General features: G+C 49.6%; 22 protein-coding genes. 8 read left to right on the top strand and 14 right to left on the bottom strand.

The features are described from left to right. Positions 1–41 precede the first annotated feature (41 nt). The 3 genes from L5462_RS04310 to uvrB all read right to left on the bottom strand — a co-directional run bounded on the left by L5462_RS04310 (position 42) and on the right by uvrB (position 6,140). Positions 42–1,070: an ATP-binding protein gene (locus L5462_RS04310; protein WP_237779588.1), complete on the bottom strand. Its 1,029-nt coding sequence runs from the start codon at positions 1,068–1,070 to the stop codon at positions 42–44. A gap of 214 nt (positions 1,071–1,284) precedes the next feature. Continuing rightward, positions 1,285–4,152, bottom strand: coding sequence for an excinuclease ABC subunit UvrA (gene uvrA / locus L5462_RS04305; protein ID WP_237779587.1), 2,868 nt, complete (start codon positions 4,150–4,152; stop codon positions 1,285–1,287). A 41-nt stretch (positions 4,153–4,193) separates the two neighbouring features. Next, positions 4,194–6,140 (bottom strand): excinuclease ABC subunit UvrB, encoded by a 1,947-nt coding sequence (gene uvrB / locus L5462_RS04300; protein WP_370637010.1) that lies wholly within the window; start codon positions 6,138–6,140, stop codon positions 4,194–4,196. A 133-nt stretch (positions 6,141–6,273) separates the two neighbouring features. Here uvrB and uvrC point away from each other — a divergent pair, with 133 nt between their 5' ends. The 4 genes from uvrC to L5462_RS04280 all read left to right on the top strand — a co-directional run bounded on the left by uvrC (position 6,274) and on the right by L5462_RS04280 (position 10,602). Then, complete coding sequence (gene uvrC / locus L5462_RS04295; protein ID WP_237779585.1) at positions 6,274–8,013, top strand: excinuclease ABC subunit UvrC; 1,740 nt, start codon at positions 6,274–6,276, stop codon at positions 8,011–8,013. Positions 8,014–8,176: 163 nt separating this feature from the next. Next, entirely contained in the window at positions 8,177–9,424 is a 1,248-nt protein-coding gene (locus tag L5462_RS04290) for a methanogen output domain 1-containing protein (RefSeq protein WP_237779584.1), read from the top strand. A gap of 61 nt (positions 9,425–9,485) precedes the next feature. Beyond that, positions 9,486–10,199 (top strand): ATPase domain-containing protein, encoded by a 714-nt coding sequence (locus L5462_RS04285; RefSeq protein WP_237779583.1) that lies wholly within the window; start codon positions 9,486–9,488, stop codon positions 10,197–10,199. A 181-nt stretch (positions 10,200–10,380) separates the two neighbouring features. Further along, on the top strand, positions 10,381–10,602 hold the full coding sequence (locus L5462_RS04280; protein ID WP_237779582.1) for a hypothetical protein: 222 nt from the start codon (positions 10,381–10,383) through the stop codon (positions 10,600–10,602). 22 nt (positions 10,603–10,624) lie between these two features. Here L5462_RS04280 and L5462_RS04275 read toward each other — a convergent pair whose 3' ends face one another. Continuing rightward, positions 10,625–11,647 (bottom strand): M42 family metallopeptidase, encoded by a 1,023-nt coding sequence (locus L5462_RS04275; protein WP_237779581.1) that lies wholly within the window; start codon positions 11,645–11,647, stop codon positions 10,625–10,627. Between the two features lie 11 nt (positions 11,648–11,658). Next, positions 11,659–11,874: a hypothetical protein gene (locus L5462_RS04270; protein ID WP_237779580.1), complete on the bottom strand. Its 216-nt coding sequence runs from the start codon at positions 11,872–11,874 to the stop codon at positions 11,659–11,661. 114 nt (positions 11,875–11,988) lie between these two features. On the opposite strand from L5462_RS04270, the gene L5462_RS04265 reads away from it, so the two are divergent. Genes L5462_RS04265 through L5462_RS04255 form a run of 3 tightly spaced genes read left to right on the top strand, consistent with a single transcriptional unit; the run spans position 11,989 to position 13,704 of the window. Then, complete coding sequence (locus L5462_RS04265) at positions 11,989–12,750, top strand: 4-phosphopantoate--beta-alanine ligase (protein ID WP_237779579.1); 762 nt, start codon at positions 11,989–11,991, stop codon at positions 12,748–12,750. 16 nt (positions 12,751–12,766) lie between these two features. Beyond that, entirely contained in the window at positions 12,767–13,303 is a 537-nt protein-coding gene (locus L5462_RS04260) for an AAA family ATPase (protein ID WP_237779578.1), read from the top strand. Next, a complete protein-coding gene (locus L5462_RS04255) occupies positions 13,300–13,704 on the top strand; it encodes an RNA-binding domain-containing protein (protein WP_237779577.1) in 405 nt (134 codons plus the stop codon). Before L5462_RS04260 ends, L5462_RS04255 begins: the two co-directional genes overlap by 4 nt. 51 nt (positions 13,705–13,755) lie before the next feature. Here L5462_RS04255 and L5462_RS04250 read toward each other — a convergent pair whose 3' ends face one another. The 7 genes from L5462_RS04250 to L5462_RS04220 all read right to left on the bottom strand — a co-directional run bounded on the left by L5462_RS04250 (position 13,756) and on the right by L5462_RS04220 (position 20,253). Beyond that, the gene (locus L5462_RS04250) at positions 13,756–14,436 is read right to left on the bottom strand and encodes a TIGR00289 family protein (protein ID WP_237779576.1); all 681 of its coding nucleotides are present in this window, start codon (positions 14,434–14,436) and stop codon (positions 13,756–13,758) included. Beyond that, entirely contained in the window at positions 14,433–15,233 is an 801-nt protein-coding gene (locus L5462_RS04245) for a hypothetical protein (RefSeq protein ID WP_237779575.1), read from the bottom strand. Before L5462_RS04245 ends, L5462_RS04250 begins: the two co-directional genes overlap by 4 nt. 147 nt (positions 15,234–15,380) lie before the next feature. Then, positions 15,381–15,782 (bottom strand): hypothetical protein, encoded by a 402-nt coding sequence (locus L5462_RS04240; RefSeq protein WP_237779574.1) that lies wholly within the window; start codon positions 15,780–15,782, stop codon positions 15,381–15,383. Positions 15,783–15,807: 25 nt separating this feature from the next. Further along, the gene (locus L5462_RS04235) at positions 15,808–16,203 is read right to left on the bottom strand and encodes a hypothetical protein (protein WP_237779573.1); all 396 of its coding nucleotides are present in this window, start codon (positions 16,201–16,203) and stop codon (positions 15,808–15,810) included. Positions 16,204–16,212: 9 nt separating this feature from the next. Next, entirely contained in the window at positions 16,213–17,262 is a 1,050-nt protein-coding gene (locus L5462_RS04230; RefSeq protein ID WP_237779572.1) for a hypothetical protein, read from the bottom strand. Positions 17,263–17,264: 2 nt separating this feature from the next. Next, positions 17,265–19,337 (bottom strand): hypothetical protein, encoded by a 2,073-nt coding sequence (locus L5462_RS04225; protein WP_237779571.1) that lies wholly within the window; start codon positions 19,335–19,337, stop codon positions 17,265–17,267. Positions 19,338–19,368: 31 nt separating this feature from the next. Beyond that, positions 19,369–20,253 (bottom strand): hypothetical protein, encoded by an 885-nt coding sequence (locus L5462_RS04220; RefSeq protein WP_237779570.1) that lies wholly within the window; start codon positions 20,251–20,253, stop codon positions 19,369–19,371. Between the two features lie 89 nt (positions 20,254–20,342). On the opposite strand from L5462_RS04220, the gene L5462_RS04215 reads away from it, so the two are divergent. Next, positions 20,343–20,726: a hypothetical protein gene (locus L5462_RS04215; protein WP_237779569.1), complete on the top strand. Its 384-nt coding sequence runs from the start codon at positions 20,343–20,345 to the stop codon at positions 20,724–20,726. 77 nt (positions 20,727–20,803) lie between these two features. On the opposite strand, the gene L5462_RS04210 is transcribed toward L5462_RS04215, so the two are convergent. Together L5462_RS04210 and L5462_RS04205 are read right to left on the bottom strand one after the other, a co-directional pair. After that, positions 20,804–21,700, bottom strand: coding sequence for a DUF2101 family protein (locus tag L5462_RS04210; protein ID WP_237779568.1), 897 nt, complete (start codon positions 21,698–21,700; stop codon positions 20,804–20,806). 10 nt (positions 21,701–21,710) lie between these two features. Beyond that, on the bottom strand, positions 21,711–22,142 hold the full coding sequence (locus L5462_RS04205) for a class III signal peptide-containing protein (protein ID WP_237779567.1): 432 nt from the start codon (positions 22,140–22,142) through the stop codon (positions 21,711–21,713). Positions 22,143–22,156: the final 14 nt, after the last annotated feature.

Genomic DNA, 22,156 nt, shown 5'->3' with positions numbered 1-22,156 from the left:
CTTTGGAAGTGTGAAGTATAGGAGTATATCTGCATCTGTCATCATCCCACCGCCTTTGGAAGTGTGAAGTATATTGTTGCGCCAGCATCAACCTCTCCTTCCCCCCAGACTCTTCCACCGTGCCTCTTTATTATCCTCTGGACTATTGAGAGGCCCACACCGGTTCCCTCAAATTCCTCCTGACTGTGGAGTCTCTGGAAGAGTCCGAAGAGTTTTCCCACATACTTCATGTCAAATCCTGCCCCGTTATCCCTGACATAGTAGATGTGCTCATCACCCCCGTCCATGTATCCCACCTCTATCCTTGCGGGGTTCCTGTCCCTTGTGAATTTGATGGCGTTTGAGAGAAGGTTACCCATAACCTGCCCCATGAGGACCCTGTCTGCCATTGCAGGTGGGAGGTCCTCCACAGAAAACTCTATGACCCTCCCCTCCTCCTGTGAGGCAAGTTCCCTGTAGGTTGACTCTGCAAGTTCCCTCATGTCCAGAGTCACAGGGTTCATCTCCTGCCTTCCAGCCCTTGATAGGAGGAGGATGTCATCGATGAGCTGCCCCATCTTCTTTGTGTTATCCCTGATTATTCCAATTACCCTGAGACCATCATCATCAAGTTTATCCTCATAGTCCTCGACGAGTATCCTTGAAAATCCATCTATAGCCCTTAAGGGGACGCGCAGGTCATGTGATACCGAGTATGCAAATGCCTCGAGTTCCTTATTGGCGTCCTCAAGTTCCGCAGCCTTTTTCGCGAGTTCCCTGTTCAGTTCTCTGAGGGAGCGAACCTTCTCAATCCTCTCAATGAGTAGTGCTATCATCACTGTGAAGAGCATCAGGAGGACTATCCTGAAGAGTTCATCTGATATGTTGAATCCAACTGCACGTGTCATTGGTTGAATTATGAGTAGAGCTGTGAATACTGCAAAAACAAAGAGAATCCATTTAATTACCCTGCCTGAGGGTTTTGGGACTGTGATGAGAGGTAAAATCAGTAAAATCCCATGCATCCAGTTAAAGGATAACATCATAACTGCCGCTGCAATCATCATCAGAATCTCTTCACGGTATTTCATGATAACCACATAGAATTTATGGGGATGATCATATAAAAAATTTCCTTTAAAGGAATGGATTGAAACACCTTTATCTCATGTTAGCTGAGATAGGACCGGGACATGGTTTGCAGAGAAACCATGTGAGAAATTAACTGGAAACCGGCTCATTGAAAAATTAATCGCCATAAAGAATGGCAATAGAAGACTTGCAGAGGAAAATGAGCGTACCTGACTACTTTCCAGTATCCTGTCCCACCGGGATATTCTCATTCTGTACCCCGCTGAGGACATCCCTGAGGAAACGGCCGGTGTGTGTTCCTGAGGCAGCAACCTCCTCCGGTGTCCCCTCAGCAACCACAAGGCCTCCCCTGTCACCACCCTCGGGTCCAAGGTCGATGATGTGGTCTGCAGACTTTATAACGTCAAGGTTGTGTTCTATCACAACGGCTGTGTTACCTGCATCCACAAGCCTTCCCAGTACATTGAGGAGTTTCCTGATGTCATCAAAGTGAAGTCCCGTGGTTGGCTCATCAAGGATGTAGAGCGTCTTTCCTGTGCTCTTCCTTCCCAGTTCCTTTGCCAGCTTGACCCTCTGGGCCTCACCACCTGAGAGTGTTGTGGCTGGCTGACCCAGCTTTATGTAGCCAAGGCCGACATCATAAAGCGTCTGCAGCTTCTTACGCACCTGGGGTATGCTCTCAAAGAACTCAAGGGCCTCCTCAACGGTCATATCAAGGACCTCTGCGATGTTCTTACCCCTGTATCTTACCTCAAGGGTCTCCTCATTGTACCTCCTGCCCCTGCAGACCTCACATGGTACATAGACGTCTGCAAGGAAGTGCATCTCTATCTTGATTATTCCGTCACCACTGCAGGCCTCACAGCGGCCCCCCTTGACATTGAAGCTGAACCTGCCAGGCCTGTAGCCCCTCTTCTTTGCCTCGGGGGTCTGGGCGAAGAGTTCCCTTATATGGGTGAAGACCCCGGTATAGGTGGCGGGGTTTGATCGTGGTGTTCTGCCGATTGGTGACTGGTCTATCATCACAACCTTGTCGATGTGCTCAAGGCCCTCGATGTCGTTGTGCTCCCCTGCATTCATGTGCTTATGGTGGAGCCTCTCATAGACGCCCCTGTAGAGTATCTCATTGACCAGTGTACTCTTACCTGAACCTGATACACCTGTGATACATGTGAAGACACCCAGCGGAATCCTCACATCGATGTCCTTCAGGTTGTTGGCCCTGGCACCCCTCACTGTGAGGTACTTCCCTGCGGGCCTCCTCCTGAATTCAGGTACCGGTATTGTTTCCCTGCCTGACAGATAAGCCCCTGTGAGGGAGGCAGGGTCCTCCATTATCTCCTCAGGTGTCCCCTCTGCAACCACGTGTCCACCGTGTTCCCCTGCACCAGGTCCAATGTCAACCACGTGGTCAGCGGAGAGTATGGTTTCCTCGTCGTGTTCAACCACTATCAGGGTATTCCCCAGGTCCCTGAGCCTCTTGAGTGTCTCAATCAGCCTCATGTTATCCCGCTGGTGGAGGCCGATGCTGGGCTCATCCAGGATGTAGAGGACCCCCACGAGTCCCGATCCAATCTGGGTTGCAAGCCTTATCCTCTGGGCCTCACCACCTGAGAGTGTGCCTGAGGACCTTGAAAGTGTCAGGTAGTCCAGTCCCACGTCAATCAGAAAGCGCAGCCTCTCACGTATCTCCTTGAGGATCTCCCTTGCAATGTACTCCTCCCTACCGGTGAGTTCAAGGCCCTCGAAGAAGCTGTGGGCCTCGCTAACTGACATTTCAACAACATCATGTATTGATTTTCCACCCACAGTGACCGAGAGGCTCTCTGGCCTCAACCTGCTCCCCTTACAGACCGGGCATGCATGGTTGCTCATGAATTTACCTATATAGGTCCTCATGTAGTTGGACTTGGTCTCCATGTAGATCCTTTCCATCCTGGGTATAACACCCTCAAAGCGTCTGTTAACACGGTAGGTCCTGTTTTTCCTCTGGAATACAAACTGGATCTTCTCATCTGTCCCGTAGAGGACGGCCCTCCTGTGTTCCTCGTCCAGTTCACCGAAGGGGGTGTCCAGGCTGAAGCCGTAGTGCTCCGCCACAGCCCTCAGCATCTGGTGGTAGTAGTTGTCCCTCTTACCTGACCTGCTCCAGGGGACTATGGCCCCCTCATTTATGGAGCGCTCAGGGTAGGGTACAACGAGGTCAGGGTCGATCTCAAGTTTACTTCCAAGCCCATTGCACTCCGGGCATGCCCCGTGGGGACTGTTGAATGAAAACATCCTTGGGCTTATCTCCTCAAAGTTTATGCCACAGTCAGGGCAGGCGAAGTGTTCACTGTAGACCCTCTCATTGCCGGTTTCATGGTACAGAACCCGGAGTGTACCCTCACCCATCTCAAGGGCTGTTTCAACAGAATCGGCGAGCCTCTTCCTGAATTCCGTGTCCTTTCTAACAGCAAGACGGTCCACCACCACATCGACTGAGTGTTTCCTGTTCCTGTCAAGGTTGAATTCCTCGTCAAGGTCCCTTATTTCACCGTCAACCCTGACCCTTACGAATCCCTGTTCCCTGAGCCTCTCAAAAACCCTCTGGTGCTCGCCCTTCCTGTCCCTCACCACAGGTGCCAGTATTATGATCCTTGTGCCCTCATCGTTCTCCATTATACGGTCCACTATCTGGGTTGATGTCTGCTGCTCTATCTCCCTTCCGCAGAGGTAGCAGTGGGGTTTACCTATCCTTGCAAAGAGGAGTCGAAGGTAGTCGTAGATCTCTGTTATGGTCCCCACGGTTGAGCGGGGGTTTACCCTTGTGGTCTTCTGGTCTATGGATATTGCAGGGGAGAGGCCCTCTATGTAGTCCACCTCGGGCTTCTTCATCTGCCCCAGGAACTGCCTTGCATAGGCCGAGAGGGACTCAACGTATCGCCGCTGGCCCTCAGCGTATATGGTGTCAAAGGCCAGCGACGACTTCCCTGACCCGCTTATACCTGTTATAACGATGAATTTATCCCTTGGGAGTTCAAGGTCAATGTTCTGGAGGTTGTGTTCCCTTGCACCCTTAATAACTATCTTTCCACTCATAATCCTCAGAATCTCCACTTATTCCATTACAGATTTCAGTTTTATTTTGATGAGGACCCCTTAAGGGACATTATCTGGTCCCTGAGTCTCGCGGCCCTCTCGAATTCCAGGTTCCTTGCAGCCTCACGCATCTCGGCCTCAAGGTCCTTTATTATTACTTCAAGTTCATCCCGGGGTATCTCCTCAGCCTTAAGCTCCTCTTTCTCCTTCTTCTCCCTGAGGGTCCTTTTTGTGCTCCTTGGCTTTATACCGTGCCTGCGGTTGTACTCCATCTGGATCTTTCTTCGCCTGTTGGTTGTCTCAACCGCGGCCTTAACCGAGTCTGTGAGTCTGTCGGCGTATATGAGCACCTGGCCGTTGACGTTCCTGGCGGCCCTCCCGATCGTCTGTATCAGGGAGGTCTCTGATCTGAGGAAGCCCTCCCTGTCGGCGTCCAGGATAGCCACCAGTGAAACCTCCGGGAGGTCCAGGCCCTCCCTGAGGAGGTTCACACCCACCAGGCAGTCGAATTCACCACGTCTCAGGTCGTCTATGATCTCAACACGCTCAAGGGTGTCTATCTCTGAGTGGAGGTACCTCACCCTAACACCAACCCGGGAGTAGTAGTCGGTGAGGTCCTCTGCCATCCTCTTGGTGAGGGTGGTTACCAGGACCCTCTGGCCAATGTCAACCCTCCTTCTTATTTCAGAGAGGAGGTCGTCAACCTGCCCTTTAACCGGCCGGATCTTTACCTCGGGGTCCACGAGGCCCGTGGGTCTTATGATCTGCTCAACGATGTTCTGGCTCCTTGAGAGCTCATATTTACCGGGGGTCGCAGAGACATAGATCACCTGGCTTATGCTCTCCTGGAATTCGTCGAAGCGTAGCGGACGGTTCTCCTTTGCACTGGGGAGTCTGAAGCCGTACTCGACGAGTGTCTCCTTCCTTGCCCGGTCACCGTTGTACATTCCCCTTATCTGGGGGACGGTCACGTGTGATTCGTCGATAACCGTCAGGAAGTCCTCGGGGAAGTAGTCAAGGAGGGTGTTGGGTTTCTCACCCCACTTCCTGCCGCTGAGGTGCATTGAGTAGTTCTCTATGCCCTGGCAGTAGCCCATCTCCCGCAGCATCTCCATATCGAATCTCGTCCTCTGCTCCAGGCGCTGGGCCTCAAGGAGTTTATTCCGGGCCCTGAGTTCCCTGAGGCGATCCTCAAGTTCCTCCTCTATTGACTCTATGGCCCTCTGGAGCCTGTCCTCGGGGATCACGAAGTGTTTGGCAGGGAATACTGTTATGCGGTCCAGTTTCTGCAGCCTCTTACCTGTTACCCTGTGGACGGTTGATATGGAGTCCACCTCGTCGCCGAATAGCTCTATCCTGATTGGGGGTGTTCCATGGATTGGGTTTATCTCTATGGTGTCACCGCGGACCCTGAACTGTCCCCTGTCGAATTCAACGTCGTTTCTCTCGTACTGCATGCTTACAAGGCTTGAGAGGATCTCCTCCCTCCCAATGGTGGAGCCCACCTCAAGGTGGAGTGTGAACTCCCCGTAATCTGCGGGTGCTCCTATGCCGTAGATGCAGGATACACTGGATACCACTATAACGTCGTCCCTGGACAGTAGCGCCTGGGTGGCCGAGTGCCTCATCCTGTCTATCTCATCGTTTATTGAGGCCTCCTTGTCTATGTAGGTGTCTGTCTGTGGTATGTAGGCCTCTGGCTGGTAGAAGTCATAGTAGCTCACGAAGTACTCCACTGCGTTATCAGGGAAGAACTCCCTGAACTCCTCGTAGAGCTGCGCAGCCAGTGTCTTGTTGTGGGATATGACCAGCGTCGGTTTCTGGACCTCCTCGATGACATTGGCGATGGTGAAGGTCTTACCTGACCCTGTGACCCCCAGGAGGGTCTGCTCCCTCATCCCGGAGTTTATACCCTCAACGAGGGACCTTATCGCCTTTGGCTGATCCCCGAGGGGTCTGTAATCTGATACCAGTTTAAATTTCATCACAAATCACTTAAAATAAGAAACTCGATTTATGGTGAAGATATATTTTCAGGTCACATTATATATACCTTTGCAGTTAGAAGGATGATAAACCAGGTATACCTCTGCAGTCTTAGAACGTTAAAGGGATGATAGGTTGACAAGGGTCAGGGATCCAGAAAAACTTCCAGACAGGACAGGCGTTTACATATTCCGTGATGAAAACGACAGGGTCCTCTACGTTGGCAAATCGGTCTCAATAAGGAAGAGGGTAGCATCCTACTTCAGGGAACATGAGAACCCCCGCCTCAGGGTAATGATGAGGCACCTTGACAGCATAGAGTACATCCTCACAGAGAATGAAAAGGAGGCCCTCATCCTTGAATCCAACCTCATAAAGAGGTACAGGCCCACCTACAACGTCCGCCTCAAGGACGATAAGAGGTACCCCTTCATAAAGATAACAGACGAGGAGTACCCCCGTGTAATCATAACAAGGACCATCGGGGGGGACAGTGCAAGGTACTACGGGCCATTCACCGATACAGGGGCCGTAAGGAAGACCCTGAAGTTCATAAAGTCCCTCTTCAGAATCAGAAGCTGCAGCAGAATGGATGGGCCCTGCCTCAACAGCCAGATAGACCTCTGCCATGCCCCCTGCAATGGCGGAATAAGCAGGGAGGACTACCTTGAGATAATTGAAAGGGTGGACCTCTTCTTCCAGGGCAGATACAGGGAGGTTATTGAGGCTCTCGAGGTGGAGATGCGCGATGCCTCAGAAAAACTGGAGTTTGAGAGGGCCGCGGTTATCCGGGACCAGATTGAATCAATACGTGAGGTTATGGAGAGGCAGTATGCGGCCTTCACAGACTCCATCGACCAGGACATAGTGGCCCTGGAGACCAGTGGTGACAACTCCGTCGTGGTGGTTCTGCAGATCCGTGATGGTAAGATCACAGGTAAGGATGACTTCATGCTGAGGGGCTCGGCAGATAGGAGGGAGATCCTTGAGTCCTTCCTCAAGCAGTACTATGCAATCCCCCGTTATATCCCATCAGAGATTATGGTTCAGTACCCGGTAGGGGATGAGGTCATAGCAGAGTGGCTCTCTGAGCTCAGGGGTGGTGAGGTCAGGATACATTCACCAGAGGGGGGCTCAGGCAGGAGGCTCCTGAACATCGCCTGGAAGAACGCCTCCGTAATCCTCCAACAGAAGGGTAAGGTGAAGGATGCGCTCCTTGAACTCAAGGGTGAACTCAAGCTCCCCTCCATTCCAAGACGGATTGAGGGCCTTGACATATCCAACATTGGCGGGGAACACGCCACCGGCTCAGTCGCTGTCTTCCTGGATGGTAAACCCGCCCCTGGAATGTACCGCCGCTACCGTATAAGGACCCGGGGACCGGATGACTATGCCATGATGAGGGAGCTTGTCAGGAGGAGGTACTCCAGTGATGAAACTGAAAAACCGGACCTTGTGCTGATTGACGGGGGTAAGGGGCAGCTCTCAGCAGCACTGGACGCCCTCAGGTCCTCTGGTGTGGATGTGCCTGTTGTGGGCATAGCAAAGAGGGAGGAGGATGTATACCTCCCGGGGCTTTCAGAACCAGTTGAGGTGTCAGACGGTGCCCTTCAGCTGCTCAGGCACCTCCGGGACGAGGCCCACAGGTTTGCAGTTGAATACCACAGGAGGATCAGGGACAGAAAATCCCTTGAGTCAGAACTCGACAGTATAAGGGGTGTTGGTCCCAGGAGAAAGAGGGCCCTCCTGGAGCACTTTGGAAGCGTTGAGGGTATAGGTAATGCCAGTGTGGAGGAACTTGCAGCGGTAAGGGGCATGAACCGGCCGGTGGCAGAGAGGATATACAGACACTTCAGAAGGGGTGATAATGGCTGAATCTCCTCCATAGGGTCTTCTGCAGGTCGGAAGTGTTTTATGGGGTGATAAAGGAATTTTCCAGCAAATTATTTATACTGACCATTTACATAATACTGATTGATGGTGTGAACCTTAATTCAGGGAATGGACGATACCCTGAATGATATCCAGGGAGGATTGAATGTCGCCTACAAGTCTGCTCGTTGTGGAAGATGAGAGTATAGTGGCCATGGACATCAAGCACCGGGCCGAGGGCCTCGGCTACCGCGTGGTCGGCATGGCAGCCTCAGGTGAGGAGGCCATAAAACTCGCCCGTGAGGAGAAACCGGACCTTGTACTCATGGATATAGTGCTCAAGGGTGAAATGGATGGAATAGAGGCGGCAGAGGTCATAAGAGCGGAGATGAATATACCCGTCGTTTACCTAATCGCATACTCTGATGAGAAGACCCTTAGCCGTGCGAAACTCACAGGACCCTTCGGATATATAATAAAGCCCTTTGAGGACCGTGAGCTTCACAGTGCAATCGAGGTGGCCCTCTACAAGCACAGGATGGACAGCAAACTCAGGGAAAGCGAGGAACGCTACAGGGCACTCCTTGAGGCATCACCAGATCCCATAATCCTCCTGGACTCTGACTCAAGGATACTATTTGCAAACAGAACCGTTGAGGAGTTAACAGGGCTTGACAGGAAGAGGTTAAGGGGTAAGAAACTCTCCATCCTGGAGAGGAAGGGTCTCCTATCACGTGAAGTCCTTGAGAAGATTGCTGATCTCATGGACCATGAGCATGAAACCTTTGAAATAGAATTTGTTGATGTAAAGGGAAGGAAGCACCACTTTGAGATACACTCCACCACCATTGAGACAACAACCGAGAAGAACCTCCTCCAGATAATAGGCCACGACATCACAGGGAGGGTAGAGGCCGAGAAGAGGAGGGAGGAACTCATCCGTGAGAGGTCAAAGGCCCAGCTTTATGGATTCGTTGTTTCGGCTGTGCCTGTTTTTGCATCATCAATCCCTCCACAGCTCAGAAATGCCATCATAAAGAACTTTGCAGACAGGTTTGAGAAGAACCTCAAACCCAACTTCCAGAGGATGATGGAGAAGCTGGAGGTTGTTGAGGACATCCGCTCGGGTAGAGCGCCCGAGAGGGTTTTCAATGCATACATAAAGTGGCTTTCAGGGTTTCTAGGGAACCTTGGAATCGAGACCACACTCCGAAGGGAGAAGTCAAGGTACGTCCTTGAATTTAAAACGTTTCCCTGGATCAATGAGGCCCGTCAGAATCCCATCTTCTCACTCATATTCAGGGCCATGCTGATGAGGAGCTTCACATGGACCGGTATCAAGGGAAGCGTCATACAGACCTCAACACTGAGGAGCAGGGACGAGAACCTCACATTCGAATTCCATATGGTATAGTGGAGGGGGAACCTCAAATTTGAATTCATACAGTATCTGAATGGATTAAGGGGGGTAAATAATGGATGCTATATCCAGGTTAGGTACGGGGATTAAGGGACTCGACGATATAATAGGGGGGTACCCTCAGGGGAGGAGTATTCTTGTAACAGGTGACGCAGGGGCCGGTAAAACCATCATGGGACTCCACTTTGCCATTGAGAGTGCAAATAAGGGCCTTAAAACAGTCTATGTTACAACAGAGGAGGATGAAACCGACCTGCGGATCCAGTGCGCCTCACTTGGGTGGAACATAGATGAACTGATGGAATCAGGCACCCTGAGGATCATAGGACTCTCCGCCATAAGGGCGAGGCTCACAGAGGCAGAGATACACATAGGTATTGAATCCGTCAAGGGAAACCTTCAGAAGATACTGTCTGAGATCCCGGAGGACACAGAGGTGCTTGTAATAGACAGTATAGGTAGCCATACAGAGAAACTCACGACACATGAGTTCCGGGACCAGTTTGACCTCCTCATCTATGAACTCAAGAAGAGGGGCATCACTGCAATGATAATCCTTGACAGCGCCACCTCCATGGAGTTCAATGAGATAGCCCTCTACGCGGTATACGGGGCCATAAAGCTGATAAAAAGGGAGAACCCCTACACAGGTAGAAGGGAGAGGGTTATGGATATTATAAAGATGAGGAGTACAAGGACACCGATTGAATTTGTGCCATACATCATATCAGATAATGGTCTTGAGGTCATAGAGAACCCTGAAGACTGAAATCTAAAAAATAGATGCGTCCCTGAATTATTTTTACAGTACAGTATGTTAAACAAAGTAATCTTTAAATTTTTCCGTGTTTTTCAATATTTCATTTAACTCCAGAACTTTGTAATAATTAGATAAATTTATATATTACATTATTACATTATTGATCAGAGTTATTCAAAAGGAGGTTTGCATGTTGAAGAGAAAGGTCATAATAAGGGTGTTTGAAATGAGAAAACAGTGCGAATTTCCTTGCCGGGTGAAAATTTCAGAGGAAACAGTTGGCCAGTTTCTGAATGAGATCATGACCAGCGATGTGTGCATGGGCAGTAAATATGTGGTGGAGGTCTATGAAAACTGGTGCGACAGCCCATACATCTTCTATTTTGACGGGGGAATGAACGTTAAACCTTAGTGAAAAAATAGGTGTGGGGGGTTTAAAGTCTTTCAATTGCCTTAACAAGAAGGTCAACGGTCATCTCGATGTCATTCATACTTGCCATGCTCACCGTTGTGTGGATGTACCTTGTGGGTACAGAGACCACACCTGCAGGTATACCCTCCCTTGTGAGGTGAATGGCTGTTGCATCGGTCGTGCCCCCCTCACTCACCTCTATCTGCACCGGTATATCCTCCTCCTTTGCGGTCTCAAGGAGCCAGTCCTTAACCCTTGGATGGGTTATTATACCCCTCCCACTCGCATCTGTGAGGATGACGGCAGGGCCACCGTCAAGCTTCGCCGGTGCCTCCTCCTCCTTCATACCTGGGTGATCCCCGGCTATTGTGACGTCAAGGGCAAGGGCCATATCCGGGTTGAGCTTGAAAGCCGAGGTCTTGGCACCCTTCAGCCCGACCTCCTCCTGTACCGTTCCAACACCGTAAACTGTTGCATCAGTATCAACCCTTTTAAGGACCTCAACCATTACAAGGCACCCTATACGGTTGTCAAGGGCCTTCCCTGTGAAGCGGGAATTGGGAAGTTCACTGTAGGGTGCATGGAATGTAATGGGATCCCCCACAGAGACAAGTTCCTCTGCATCCTCACGGGACTCTGCCCCTATATCGATGAACATGTTATCATGGGTTGTTACCTTCTTCCTCTCAGCGGCCTTCATCCGGTGGGGTGGCTTGGATCCAATGACACCCATCACGGGACCATTCTCCCCATGGATCCAGACGGCCTGGTTGAGTATCATCTGGTCACTGATTCCCCCAATCTTTGAAAACCTTATGAAGCCCTTCTTATCGATGTGCCTCACCATGAGACCTATCTCATCCATGTGGGCTGCAAGCATTACCGATGGGCCGGACCCACCCTTAGTTGCGATGATGTTACCCAGCCTGTCCTCCTCTATCCTATCAACATGACCTTCAAGTTCAGATGCTATGATATCCCTTACCTCTCCCTCAAATCCAGAGACTCCGCTGGCAAGTGAGAGACGCTTCATGAGTTCCTTCATACAATCACCGCTCAGTTTCTGATGGATTTTATGATTATAAGAACCCCGATGATAACCAGGAGGGCCTGGGGCCAGAACCTTGAATACTGGGGTGGTATAAGGCCTGATGCAAAGGCAAACCATATAACACCTATGATCACCAGCATTGATCCAAGGTAGATCCCCCAGAGATTTCTCCCATACTCTGGCTTTCTGGGTTTTCGTTTGATCTCAACTTCCTCTTCCATTATGGATTCCTCCTCCTAATTCTATCTTCAAGCTGGTATAAAATATTTGGCGACCATCCACCTCAAACTGCGGGTTGAAATAAACTTATTAAATGTCCGGTACAATAGAGTACCATGATTTCAAGGGACCATCCACGCTACCATTCACTTATACAGAGAGAAAAAATAACAGATGCCTGGCGAAGGGGAATACTTGCAGATTCGGGGATGATCGCCCATGGAAGGGGTGAGGCCTTTGACTACCTTCTGGGTGAAGAGACAACAGAACCCGCCAGGAAAGCCATAAGGGCTGCAGCAGCAGCTCTTCTCCTTTCAGAAAAACCTGTAATTTCAGTTAATGGAAACACTGCGGCCCTTGTCCCTGCAGAGGTGGTGGAACTTGCAGGGGAGATTGGAGGAAAAATCGAGATAAACCTCTTCCACAGGACAGAGAAAAGGGTGAAACTCATCGAGGAGGTCCTGAGGGAACATGGGGCATCAGAGGTCCTTGGAACAGGCGAACTCGTACACATAGATGGTATAATGAGCCCAAGGGCAACAGCAAGTCCTGAAGGCATATACAGCGCCGATACAGTCCTTGTGCCCCTCGAGGATGGTGACAGGACCGAGATACTTAGAAAATCCGGGAAAACCGTTATAACCGTGGACCTCAACCCCCTATCACGTACATCGCGGAGAGCCAGTATAAGCATAACAGATAACATTGTAAGGGCTTTGCCGGCCCTGATGGATGCTGTAAGGGAACTCAGGGGTACCCCAAGGGAGGAACTTGAGGGGATCCTCAGGGAATTTGACAACACAGAAAACCTTAGGGAAACCATAAAATTGCTTGATATAAGGCGTTACAATCCAGAGGTTGAGTCTTCCCAAGAATAAATCAGAGTGTGTAATTATGGTGGTTATTGGAGTTTCAGGGATGCCAGGAGCAGGTAAGGGCGTCGTATCAAGGGTCGCCGAGTCCATGGGATTTCAGGTTATAAGGATGGGCGACGTTATAAGGGATGAAGCCAGAAAACGCGGTGAGGACCCTGGAGTGACGGCTGTCCGCCTCAGAGAGGAATACGGTGAATACATTGTTGCCGAGAAGTGTGTTGAAAGGATACAGAAGGCAGAATCTGAGAGGTTCCTTATAGAGGGAATAAGGAGCCCCCACGAGGTCGAGATATTCAGGGAGAACTTCCCTGGATTCAGGGTGATATCTGTATTTTCAACGCGAAAGACAAGATTCAGACGCCTTAAAAAGCGTAGAAGAGAGGATGATACATCAAGTTACACTGAATTCGTTGAAAGGGATGAAAGGGAACTTGGATTTGGAATAGGAAATGTGATAGCAACCTCAGATTACATGATAATCAATGAGGGCCCCATCTGGAAGATAAAAAACCAGGCAAAAAAGATACTGAGGAAACTATGCGAGGAGGCAAGATGATGGATGCCGTGAGGGTTGAGGTTCCGGTGCGAGCAACAGAGGACCCTGAAAAGGTCAGGGAGGCCGTTATGAACGTATTTCCAGACCTTGAAGTTGAGAGTGGTGGAGATTTTCTGAAGGGTAAAGGCAATATTGAAAGCCTCAGTGAACTCAGGGAGGCCCTTGAGAGGCGAAGGATACGGTTAACCGCGCGGGAAATCCTGCTTAAGAACATCAGAGGTAAATCAACCCGTATTTACATAAACAAGCAGGCGGCCCTCATAGGACGTGTCAATGTTCTCGAGGAACCCATCACCCCTCTGGGAGACATAATGGTTGAGATTGAATCAGATGATATAATTGGGATCATTGACTGGCTTGCACCTGATGTATCCAGGGATAGGGGTGAAAGTGTGGATTAGAAACTAATCCTTATCAAAAAGCACAGCTACATAACTAAAAGAAAATAAAAACTAATCCTTATCAACAAGCACAGCCCTTTTTATATCCAGGAATCCGTTATCAAAGAACCACTTCTTTTCATATTCAAGTATCTCAAGTCTCTTTTTAAATATGGGGCCATCAAGGACAAGGGTCTCTGCCTCACCACCCTCAAAGGCAGGGTTTATACCGTACCTCTCACTGAGATCTGCAAGCTCAGAGATCATCTCTCTGTCAACAATCCTCCCGAGCCACGACTCATCCAGGCCCTCGGCTGCAACCGCTGTTACCATGACCCTGAATCCAAGGTCAACAACCTCCTTCATGTAATCCAGCGGGTCCCTGTGCCAGAGGGGTGCCACCGACTTCAGACCCAGCCTACTGCAGACCTCATCTATCCTTGACCTCTGATACTCAGAGTAGAGTGCCCCAGAGTAAACAGCATCTATACCCCTCTCCTTCAGCATGGAAAGGGTCTCTGCAAGGTCCTCAACCTCCTCCTCCTCAACACCCTCAGTCCTGGATTCAATGAGGGGTATTCCAAGGGCCTCTGCGAGGAGGGATGTGAGTTCGATGTTTGGCACGTGGTACATGTGGGACTCGGGGTTATCTGATACCATGGAAACCAGGAATCGGACCTCAGACTCCTGAAGCGCATGGTATAGGGCCATGGTACTGTCCTTACCCCCTGAATAAAGAACCGCAGACCTCATGCTTCACCCCTGTACTTCCTGTAGATGTTCCTGAGGAAACCCATGATGGAGTCTATGAAAACACCTGCAAGGCCAGTTATCACTCCAAGAATACCACAGGAAAGTACTATATTTGATTTAGCCGGTAAAGACCTTCTGAGTTCAGCCACCTTCTCCTCTGCAGGGCCCCTGACGCCTGTTACAACGATGTCCCTGGCCTCAAGGTAGGAGACGACTGAATCGACATTTGCTGGTTTCACCTCCACCACCAGTTTGACTGTGCTGTACCTTGTGTTTATGCCTCCAGTGTACATGAGCCACTCTGCAAGGTTTTCAAGGGCATTTACAGGGTTGTATCCCCTTTTTACCTGTAAAATTATTGTACCATTCGTGTAGACCTTCCATGAGGTTATATTGGAGTCTATAACTGCTATTTTATCCTCTATTATTCTTTTACGTTCCTCTGTGAATTTATCAGTCTTTATCACGATCCCCTCAGAGTGGACATCCACAACCCCCTCCTGGGAGGCTAGATCCGCTTTGAGCCTCTCTATATCGGTACCTGTTGAGACATCCGCAGTTACACTTTCTGTGGCTCCAGATGTTGATAGGTATATGCTCCTTGCAATTTCAGGGATCTCATCGTAGACCGGTGAAATAAGAAATGCGCCGCCAACGGTCCCTGCGATGAAGCCTATGAATACCACAAAAAGCAAGTTTTTTCTGCCAATTACTGGAGTCATGAGACCAGCGGAGAATATGAATGCAAGTAGAAGCAAAAATAGGGCCAGCATTATGATTACACTCAGAACATCCATTTTATTCACCGTGAATCCTTTTGAGGGGGCGCTTCCATCACTTACCAATAGTATCTCAGCTGGCCTTAAATATGTTGTGATTATCCACGGCCCAGGTGAATTCCCTCCTTAGAGGGGATAGAATAAGGATTCTGTGGAACTGCTTAATCAGGTTAATTCCCTGCTTCCCACAATCTGTCCCCCCTCCATGCTGACATAGACCTCCTTAACTGTCCTCCCACCCCTCTGGAGGGGGACAACCCATACCTCCACATCCGTGCCGTTCAGGTTTATTGAGCCCCTTGTGGGCTGGCCTGCAGTGTAGCCTGACTCTGCTGCTATCTGCCTGGCCTCCTCAGCCGTAACATTCTCTGTTGTGTTTGTTCTGTTATCTGTCATGTTGGGTACACTCACAGGTACCGGCTGTGGCTGGGGCTGGATTTGTGTGGAATCAGAGAGCCTCACCCTCTCCCCGTGATTGAATGAGCTGTATGAGTACAGCGTTACAAGAGTCGCTATGATGGCGATGATTGCAAGGGCCTTATACTCCCATCTAAGGTCACTAAACAAGAGAGATCCTCCAGAGTTTGATTGCTCAGGTGACTTTACTTATGGTTATGGTGCCGTTCTGGTTCCTCACAGTGTATGTGAATCCAGGTGTCATGTTGGTCGTTGTCACGTTGACCTTGGGTATAAGGTTGAGCCGGATAGTGTTTGAATTATAGAACACGGTGACCCTGCCATTCCTCACCTCAATGGTGTATGGAAAATCAGAGGTTAATGTGAGGTTAACAGAATACCCTGGTCCATTGGTGTAGGCTGCATTCACAGCGCCCACAACACGCTCACCCATCATCCTGGCCTCGCCAAGTTCACCCGCCTGTGTCCTTGAGAGTTCACTGTCCACTATGCTTACCATCCCTGCGATTATGATGAGAGCTATCAGTGTTGCGAAGAGGAAGTCTATGCTTAAAACACCAGCATCATCCATTAAATCACCTTAACTGTAATTGTTTGCTGCAAGTCCCAGGAGGTCCTTATATGTCGCTGAGAGGCAGAATGGACATCCAAGAGGGTCATACATGACACTGTTCCTTACCTTGATGGTTGTCCCGGCGATTCCAAGGAAGTACTCCCTGTCAACCTTTGAGATGTACTGGTTGCCGTTGTGGTCCTCAAGGAGTGGGTCCCCTATTATGAAGGTGCTCATCCTTGTGTACTGGGGGTCTGCAGATGATGACCTGTTTTCGAGGCGGTCAAAGAATGATAGGCCATATGGATCCACGAAGTAGTAGGGCCTTGGCGTTATGTTACTGGGGTTGTCGGTGCCGTTGAGGCAGTACCAGAGGTTCTGGAGTCTCCCATCACTGTCGACGCTCTCATTGAGCCTGTAATCTGCATATGTACCGTTACTTGCATAGTAGGGGTACTTGTAGATCACGTTACTTGCACGGAACTTGGTGTTTATCCATATGTAGGGGTCCTCTATGCCCTCCAGGCTCACATAGGATGACACCTGTGGCAGCCTGAACTCATAGACCTGGTCCCTCTGGACAACCTTCACAGGTATGCCTCCGCGTATCTCAACTGAGAACCCGAAGGGGTCATTCTGTGTTATTGTAACATCGGATGTTGTGAATGTGGCGTTGGTGTAATTGGTTATGGGTATATTGTTGATGTAGATCTGGCGGCCTGTCTGCCCTTCAAGCTCCTGTGACGTGTTTATGACGTTATCATTTATGGCATCAACTATGTTCCTTGTTATGTTGGCCTTGCTGGTGCCGGCCTGGAAGAACTCAGCGTTATCTATAACGTTCCTTGATGCATTGTATGCCGCGTTACGCCCTGCATCCGCAGCAGCCTTCTCAACGGTCGAGTATATTGATCCAACCACCGTTACGGTGACATCACCACCCATTGTAAGGGCTGCCAGCATGTTGGCCTCATTGGCTATACTCCCATAGGATATTGCGATTACAATTACCGGTATGAAGAGGAGTACTGCAAGTGGTGTGAATGCGTATCCATCCTCGTCACGGATTATACTCATATCTAACTCCTCCACAGTGTTAGTCTAACAGGTAATGAATTGGGTATGTCCCCTGTGTAGAGGGCTTCGGTCCTTATAAGTGACGGGTCTATGTTGTAGCCTGATGCCTGGAGCATCGCTATGAGCTCCTGCCTTGCAAGGGCCTGGGCAGTGTATGCGTCGTTGGAATATTCTGTGGCCCACATGTTTGCAAGGAATTTCGGGTATATCACAGCGACACGTGTACCTGAATATATCTCGGCGTTGGAGTCCCCTGACTCCCACCCCTGACCTGAATTTATGGTGACACGTATATCATAGGTTCCGGGTCTTGTACTGTAGTTTCCAGGTGTCCCCCCGGTTGTGAATATCCTGCTTCCTGCAACATCAATGGCCCCTATATCCAGAGAGAAGGGTACAGGGCCATTGTAGAGCTGGGTCCAGGCACTCGTTGAGTTTTTAACCTCAACCCTGATTGTTTTGGTGTCAAGGCCTGCCCCCATGAAGAGCAGGACCTTCTTGGCATCTGATCCAATGGCGAACTGCCTCACAGGTGCTGATACGTTGGTTGAGTTCTGGTAGCTTGCAAATGGGTAGTTGTTCCACTGGATGGGTAGTGATGTGTAGGAGACCGTGGAGTAGCAGTCAACAAGACCCACCAGGTCGTAGTCCTGGCCAGGGACATTGTCCCATATCGTCACCCTGACCTTATTGGTCTGCCCGGCCCTCAGGTAGTCCCTGATGTATATTATACCCGGCACGTTACCGTAACCATCAGACACTGCACTGTATGTCACTCCCCCATAATTGAATGAACAGAATGCCACATTCCAGGCGGTACCATTCCATACCTCCACAAGGGCATTGTCAACACCACCATAGGGGTTGACAACGGTGTATGCATCAAGTATCCTTGAACCTGTAGGTATGGGGACGTCCTGTGTGACGCTAACCGCACATCCATCTGCGCTGCCACCATTAACGCTATCAATTACGAATGGCAGACCATCAGAGTATAAATGGTTCTGTCTCACCATACTGCTCCATGCTATCACCCTCCTGGTGTTTAGGTTTGTAACTGTACCTGTGTTGAGGTCATATATACGGCCGTAACCCATGGTACCATTGTTATCCAGTCTTGTTAAGCCGGGCACCGCAAGGCCCGCAACGTCATTGAAGGGATATGTGCGGGTAATGATACCTTTCGGCACCTTTATTGTGTTTGTATAGTTGGCTATTACTGAGAACCATGGAAGATCGTAATCAGTGCTTCCTGTTGTGGTCATGTTGGTGAACTGGACATAGAACCTGTTTGAGCCACCCACAAGTGACGTTATGTTTCCCTGATAATTGTACATGAGTTCCCTTGTTGTTCCGGGCCTGAGGTTGAGGAAGGTGAAGCTATCGTTCCTGACAACATGGGGAACATTGTTAATCACCACGTTGGCCCCGTATGATGATCTGTTCTGCCGGTTACATGAACCGAGAAGGAACTTGCCCCAGTGGATGTTAGTTGACGGAACCGAGAAGGTGATGTTCTGGGGTGCTGTCTGGTATCCCCAGTAGGGTCTTGAGTAAAGAGTGTTCCAGAAATTGGTGAGCCAGTTGTGGAAGTTCCAGACGGTTGTGGTGAAGTTTATCTCCTGGTCCTCCAGTGTGACCTCCTCCATCTTGTACCATGCACGTCCAAGCCAGCCCTCCTCAGGACCTGAAATCACTATGGCCCTGGATGCGGTGTCCCTTGCTACGAGTATCCCGCTGTCATTCCTGAGGGTCGGGTATGGGCCCATCTTGAACTCATACCCAACGCCGGGTGGTAGTAGCGACCTCAGCTCAGACCTTATCACGTTCTCTGCACCTGCCGTGTTGTTCCTTGAGTACATGGCGGCTGCAGAGTAGAGTGTCCCGTCCTGTCTCATGACATCCAGGGCATCCGCTGCCAGGGCCTCAAGGTGCTGGTGGTCAGACCCCATATAATTTGGAAGTGCAAAGTAGGTCACAATTGATGCTGTGAATATGAATACAACAATCAGTGCCAGGACGGCGTCGGTTGTGAATATGAATCCTCCCTCATCATCACCGAAATCACGGATCATAACTGATCACCTGCATCAGGTAATATATTCATCATTTTATCCAGAGGTACAGGACAAATTTTGCGGGCCTTAACCTCACGTTATCAAGTGTTATCTGATCTGCGGGGGTACCCTTGGGTGCTGCCAGGATGTAGACATCCATTGATGCCCCAGGGTTACTCTGGGTCCTCACACTCAGTATGTTATCCCTGAATGTCGTGTTATTGTAGAGGTAGGTCTCGTTTATCTGTTTCTTGATCTCTGTTATGTGCTGGCCTATATCATTTGGGGGTACAACACGGTTGTTGTTAACATCAACAAATGCTGAATTGTATCCCCTGTTAATTACAAGAACCCAGTAGTCGTAGATTCTAAGATATGCATCATTGGTTGGGAAGTTGGTTGTGTAGGTCCTTGGCTGACCCGCATCCCTTATGAGACCCTCTATTGAACCCACACGCTCAACCTTTGTGGTGAGGACGTAACGTTCAACCCTTGCAATGTCAGGGGCGCTTGTGTTGAGTGTTCCAAGGGTTCTGACAGTTAGACCCTCAGTGGTGCTTATGTTGATGTAGTACCCATACTCCGGGCCCACAAGTTCCCCCATGTTGGTCGTATTTATCCCGGCGATCTTTGCCGGGGATAGATAGTTCTTCTGGGGCATGTTTCTCACAGGGTCATACCTTGCAAGTCCTATGCTCTGGGGGTTCCCAAGCTGCTCCCAGTTGGGAGGGACACCCGAGGTTTCAACCAACGCATCTGCTATATCCGATGCCTGGCGGTCAAGGGCGCTCTGGTAGATGGTGCTCTGTGTTAAATACATTATGTTATCCATGTCAGCAGCAAGTATGCCCAGCATGATGGTCAATGGTATGAGAGCCAGAAGTATGTCAAGTGAAAATGCAAATCCCCTCTTATCAGCCAGTATACCCCTCAATTTTATCCCCTTCTCTTTATATGTGGTTATTTATGCCGGGAATATTATATATACTTGCTCATTCATATATTAGCAGGAAGGTGATATACATGGACCTCAGGGGTCAGGTCTCAGCAGAATTTCTCTTGATCGTTTCATTCATACTGATAATCGTGCTCGTTTTCTCATCAATTGCAGGTCCTCAGTCCCAAGAGAACAGCATAGCCACCGCTGCAAGGGAGGGTGCATCATCTGCGGTTGCCGAGATTGCGTACACCAATGTATCCATGAAGCCAGTGAAGGTCACAAAGACAACCATAACAGGTGGAAGCAACAGGACCATAACCCTGTACTTTGACACTCCCCTCCCCTCAAATTACAGAACATTTGTGATAAACAGGACCGTTGAGTCCCTCTTAAGTCTCAATGGAGTAAAGCCCGTGAACAGCACCACCGTCAGGCTGGGGGATAGAACATACACGGTACAGGTCTAGAAAAATTATTCCCAGTTTTTATTCCCAGTTACATCCACGGTACAGGTGTAGAAAAAATTAATTTATTTATTTTCCGATTACGCCCCTTCCACACCAGTTATCCTCACAGGCCTGTTACCCCTCATGCTCATGACAGACCCCTCAACTTTAAGCTTCACTGTATCCCCCACCTTCACATCAAAGCCACCATTCTCAACTATGTAAACGTCTGGTTTAACGTTACTCCTTATATCATAGTCAACCCTGACATAGGATGTGTTTTCACCAGTCTCTATAACCTCACCGAAGGTGTAGTCCCGCACATATCTTATTCTGAATATGAGGAAGACCGCAGCCACAGCCAGCACAGCAAAGAGGAGTGTTGTGAGCGCCGGGAAAAATACAAATGGGAAGGCCATGGTGAGGGCAGAGTTACCTGATACAAAGATTATAACAACCCCAACAGCCACGTACATGAGGAAGAAGTCCCTGTAAGCCTCGAAGTCACCTGGGTACATGACCCTTATCTGGCGGTAGAGTATGTAAAGGAGGAGTCCAAGCAGTATAAGTGCCGCCGGCATGAATACAATTAGCGATATGAAATTGAAGACGTATATTATCGAGAGCACGATGAATCCAGAGGCTGTGAGCTGAAGTTTGAGGACCGCGTTTTCCTTCTCTGCCGGGTCAAAGCTCCCTGCCTTGATGATTATTGGGGCGCTATCCTCAGGTATCTTGATATCATGGTTCTTTGCCTCCTCGAGGATTTCCTGAACCTCCGCATCCTGCTGGGCTGGGATGCGCTCCCCTATTGACTCGGCCCTGTCCCTGATCATTCTTTTCACGTTTTCAACATCAACCTCTGAGATTCCCCTTCGAAGATCAGATGTCCTGCTTCTTATCTTAGATGGAAGCCTTATTATTCCAAAGATTGCCGATCCGATGAGTGTGAATAGAGTTATCACTGCACTGCCAAGTCTTGAGAAGAAACTCATGAAACCCCTCCTAGGTCCTTGTTATGTTTGTTATGAGTACGGTTGTGGAGTTAAGTGGCCACTGAACCACCGCACGGTACCATCCCCTCTGAACATTAACCGACTGTGATGTGAGGTTGTACTGTGTGGGGGCTGTTATATTTGACCTTGTACCGTTACTGTAGGTAACCGTGAATATCACGCTGTTATTGGCAAAGATGAGTGCACCATCAACGGGTATATAGAAGCTCACGGTCCTCTTCGCCCCTGGACCATTGGAATAGACTATATCAGCTGCATCTGCTAGTGTCTGAACAGCCACCTTTGCATCTGATGCCCGGGATACATCTGTACTAGCCTCTATTGAGCTCCCTATGAGGGGTATGGTCACGCCACCCAGCACAAGGAGGACCACGAGTATGAGTAGGAGGTACTCCAGGGAAACCTGTCCCCTGCTATCCATGCTGATCACCTTCA

This window comes from Methanothermobacter sp. K4 (assembly GCF_022014235.1).
Lineage (GTDB): Archaea > Methanobacteriota > Methanobacteria > Methanobacteriales > Methanothermobacteraceae > Methanothermobacter.
Note: the sequence above shows the minus strand (reverse complement) of the source record. Positions and strands in the feature narration are given on the sequence as shown.

Excerpts from the sequence above, each read along its gene's own strand:
- L5462_RS04310 (WP_237779588.1), bottom strand. The coding sequence starts at position 1,070 with ATGAAATACCGTGAAGAGATTCTGATGATGATTGCAGCGGCAGTTATG.
- uvrA (WP_237779587.1), bottom strand. The coding sequence starts at position 4,152 with ATGAGTGGAAAGATAGTTATTAAGGGTGCAAGGGAACACAACCTCCAG.
- L5462_RS04290 (WP_237779584.1), top strand. The coding sequence starts at position 8,177 with ATGTCGCCTACAAGTCTGCTCGTTGTGGAAGATGAGAGTATAGTGGCC.
- L5462_RS04285 (WP_237779583.1), top strand. The coding sequence starts at position 9,486 with ATGGATGCTATATCCAGGTTAGGTACGGGGATTAAGGGACTCGACGAT.
- L5462_RS04280 (WP_237779582.1), top strand. The coding sequence starts at position 10,381 with ATGTTGAAGAGAAAGGTCATAATAAGGGTGTTTGAAATGAGAAAACAG.
- L5462_RS04275 (WP_237779581.1), bottom strand. The coding sequence starts at position 11,647 with ATGAAGGAACTCATGAAGCGTCTCTCACTTGCCAGCGGAGTCTCTGGA.
- L5462_RS04270 (WP_237779580.1), bottom strand. The coding sequence starts at position 11,874 with ATGGAAGAGGAAGTTGAGATCAAACGAAAACCCAGAAAGCCAGAGTAT.
- L5462_RS04265 (WP_237779579.1), top strand. The coding sequence starts at position 11,989 with ATGATTTCAAGGGACCATCCACGCTACCATTCACTTATACAGAGAGAA.
- L5462_RS04260 (WP_237779578.1), top strand. The coding sequence starts at position 12,767 with ATGGTGGTTATTGGAGTTTCAGGGATGCCAGGAGCAGGTAAGGGCGTC.
- L5462_RS04255 (WP_237779577.1), top strand. The coding sequence starts at position 13,300 with ATGATGGATGCCGTGAGGGTTGAGGTTCCGGTGCGAGCAACAGAGGAC.
- L5462_RS04250 (WP_237779576.1), bottom strand. The coding sequence starts at position 14,436 with ATGAGGTCTGCGGTTCTTTATTCAGGGGGTAAGGACAGTACCATGGCC.
- L5462_RS04245 (WP_237779575.1), bottom strand. The coding sequence starts at position 15,233 with ATGGATGTTCTGAGTGTAATCATAATGCTGGCCCTATTTTTGCTTCTA.
- L5462_RS04235 (WP_237779573.1), bottom strand. The coding sequence starts at position 16,203 with ATGGATGATGCTGGTGTTTTAAGCATAGACTTCCTCTTCGCAACACTG.
- L5462_RS04230 (WP_237779572.1), bottom strand. The coding sequence starts at position 17,262 with ATGAGTATAATCCGTGACGAGGATGGATACGCATTCACACCACTTGCA.
- L5462_RS04225 (WP_237779571.1), bottom strand. The coding sequence starts at position 19,337 with ATGATCCGTGATTTCGGTGATGATGAGGGAGGATTCATATTCACAACC.
- L5462_RS04215 (WP_237779569.1), top strand. The coding sequence starts at position 20,343 with ATGGACCTCAGGGGTCAGGTCTCAGCAGAATTTCTCTTGATCGTTTCA.
- L5462_RS04210 (WP_237779568.1), bottom strand. The coding sequence starts at position 21,700 with ATGAGTTTCTTCTCAAGACTTGGCAGTGCAGTGATAACTCTATTCACA.
- L5462_RS04205 (WP_237779567.1), bottom strand. The coding sequence starts at position 22,142 with ATGGATAGCAGGGGACAGGTTTCCCTGGAGTACCTCCTACTCATACTC.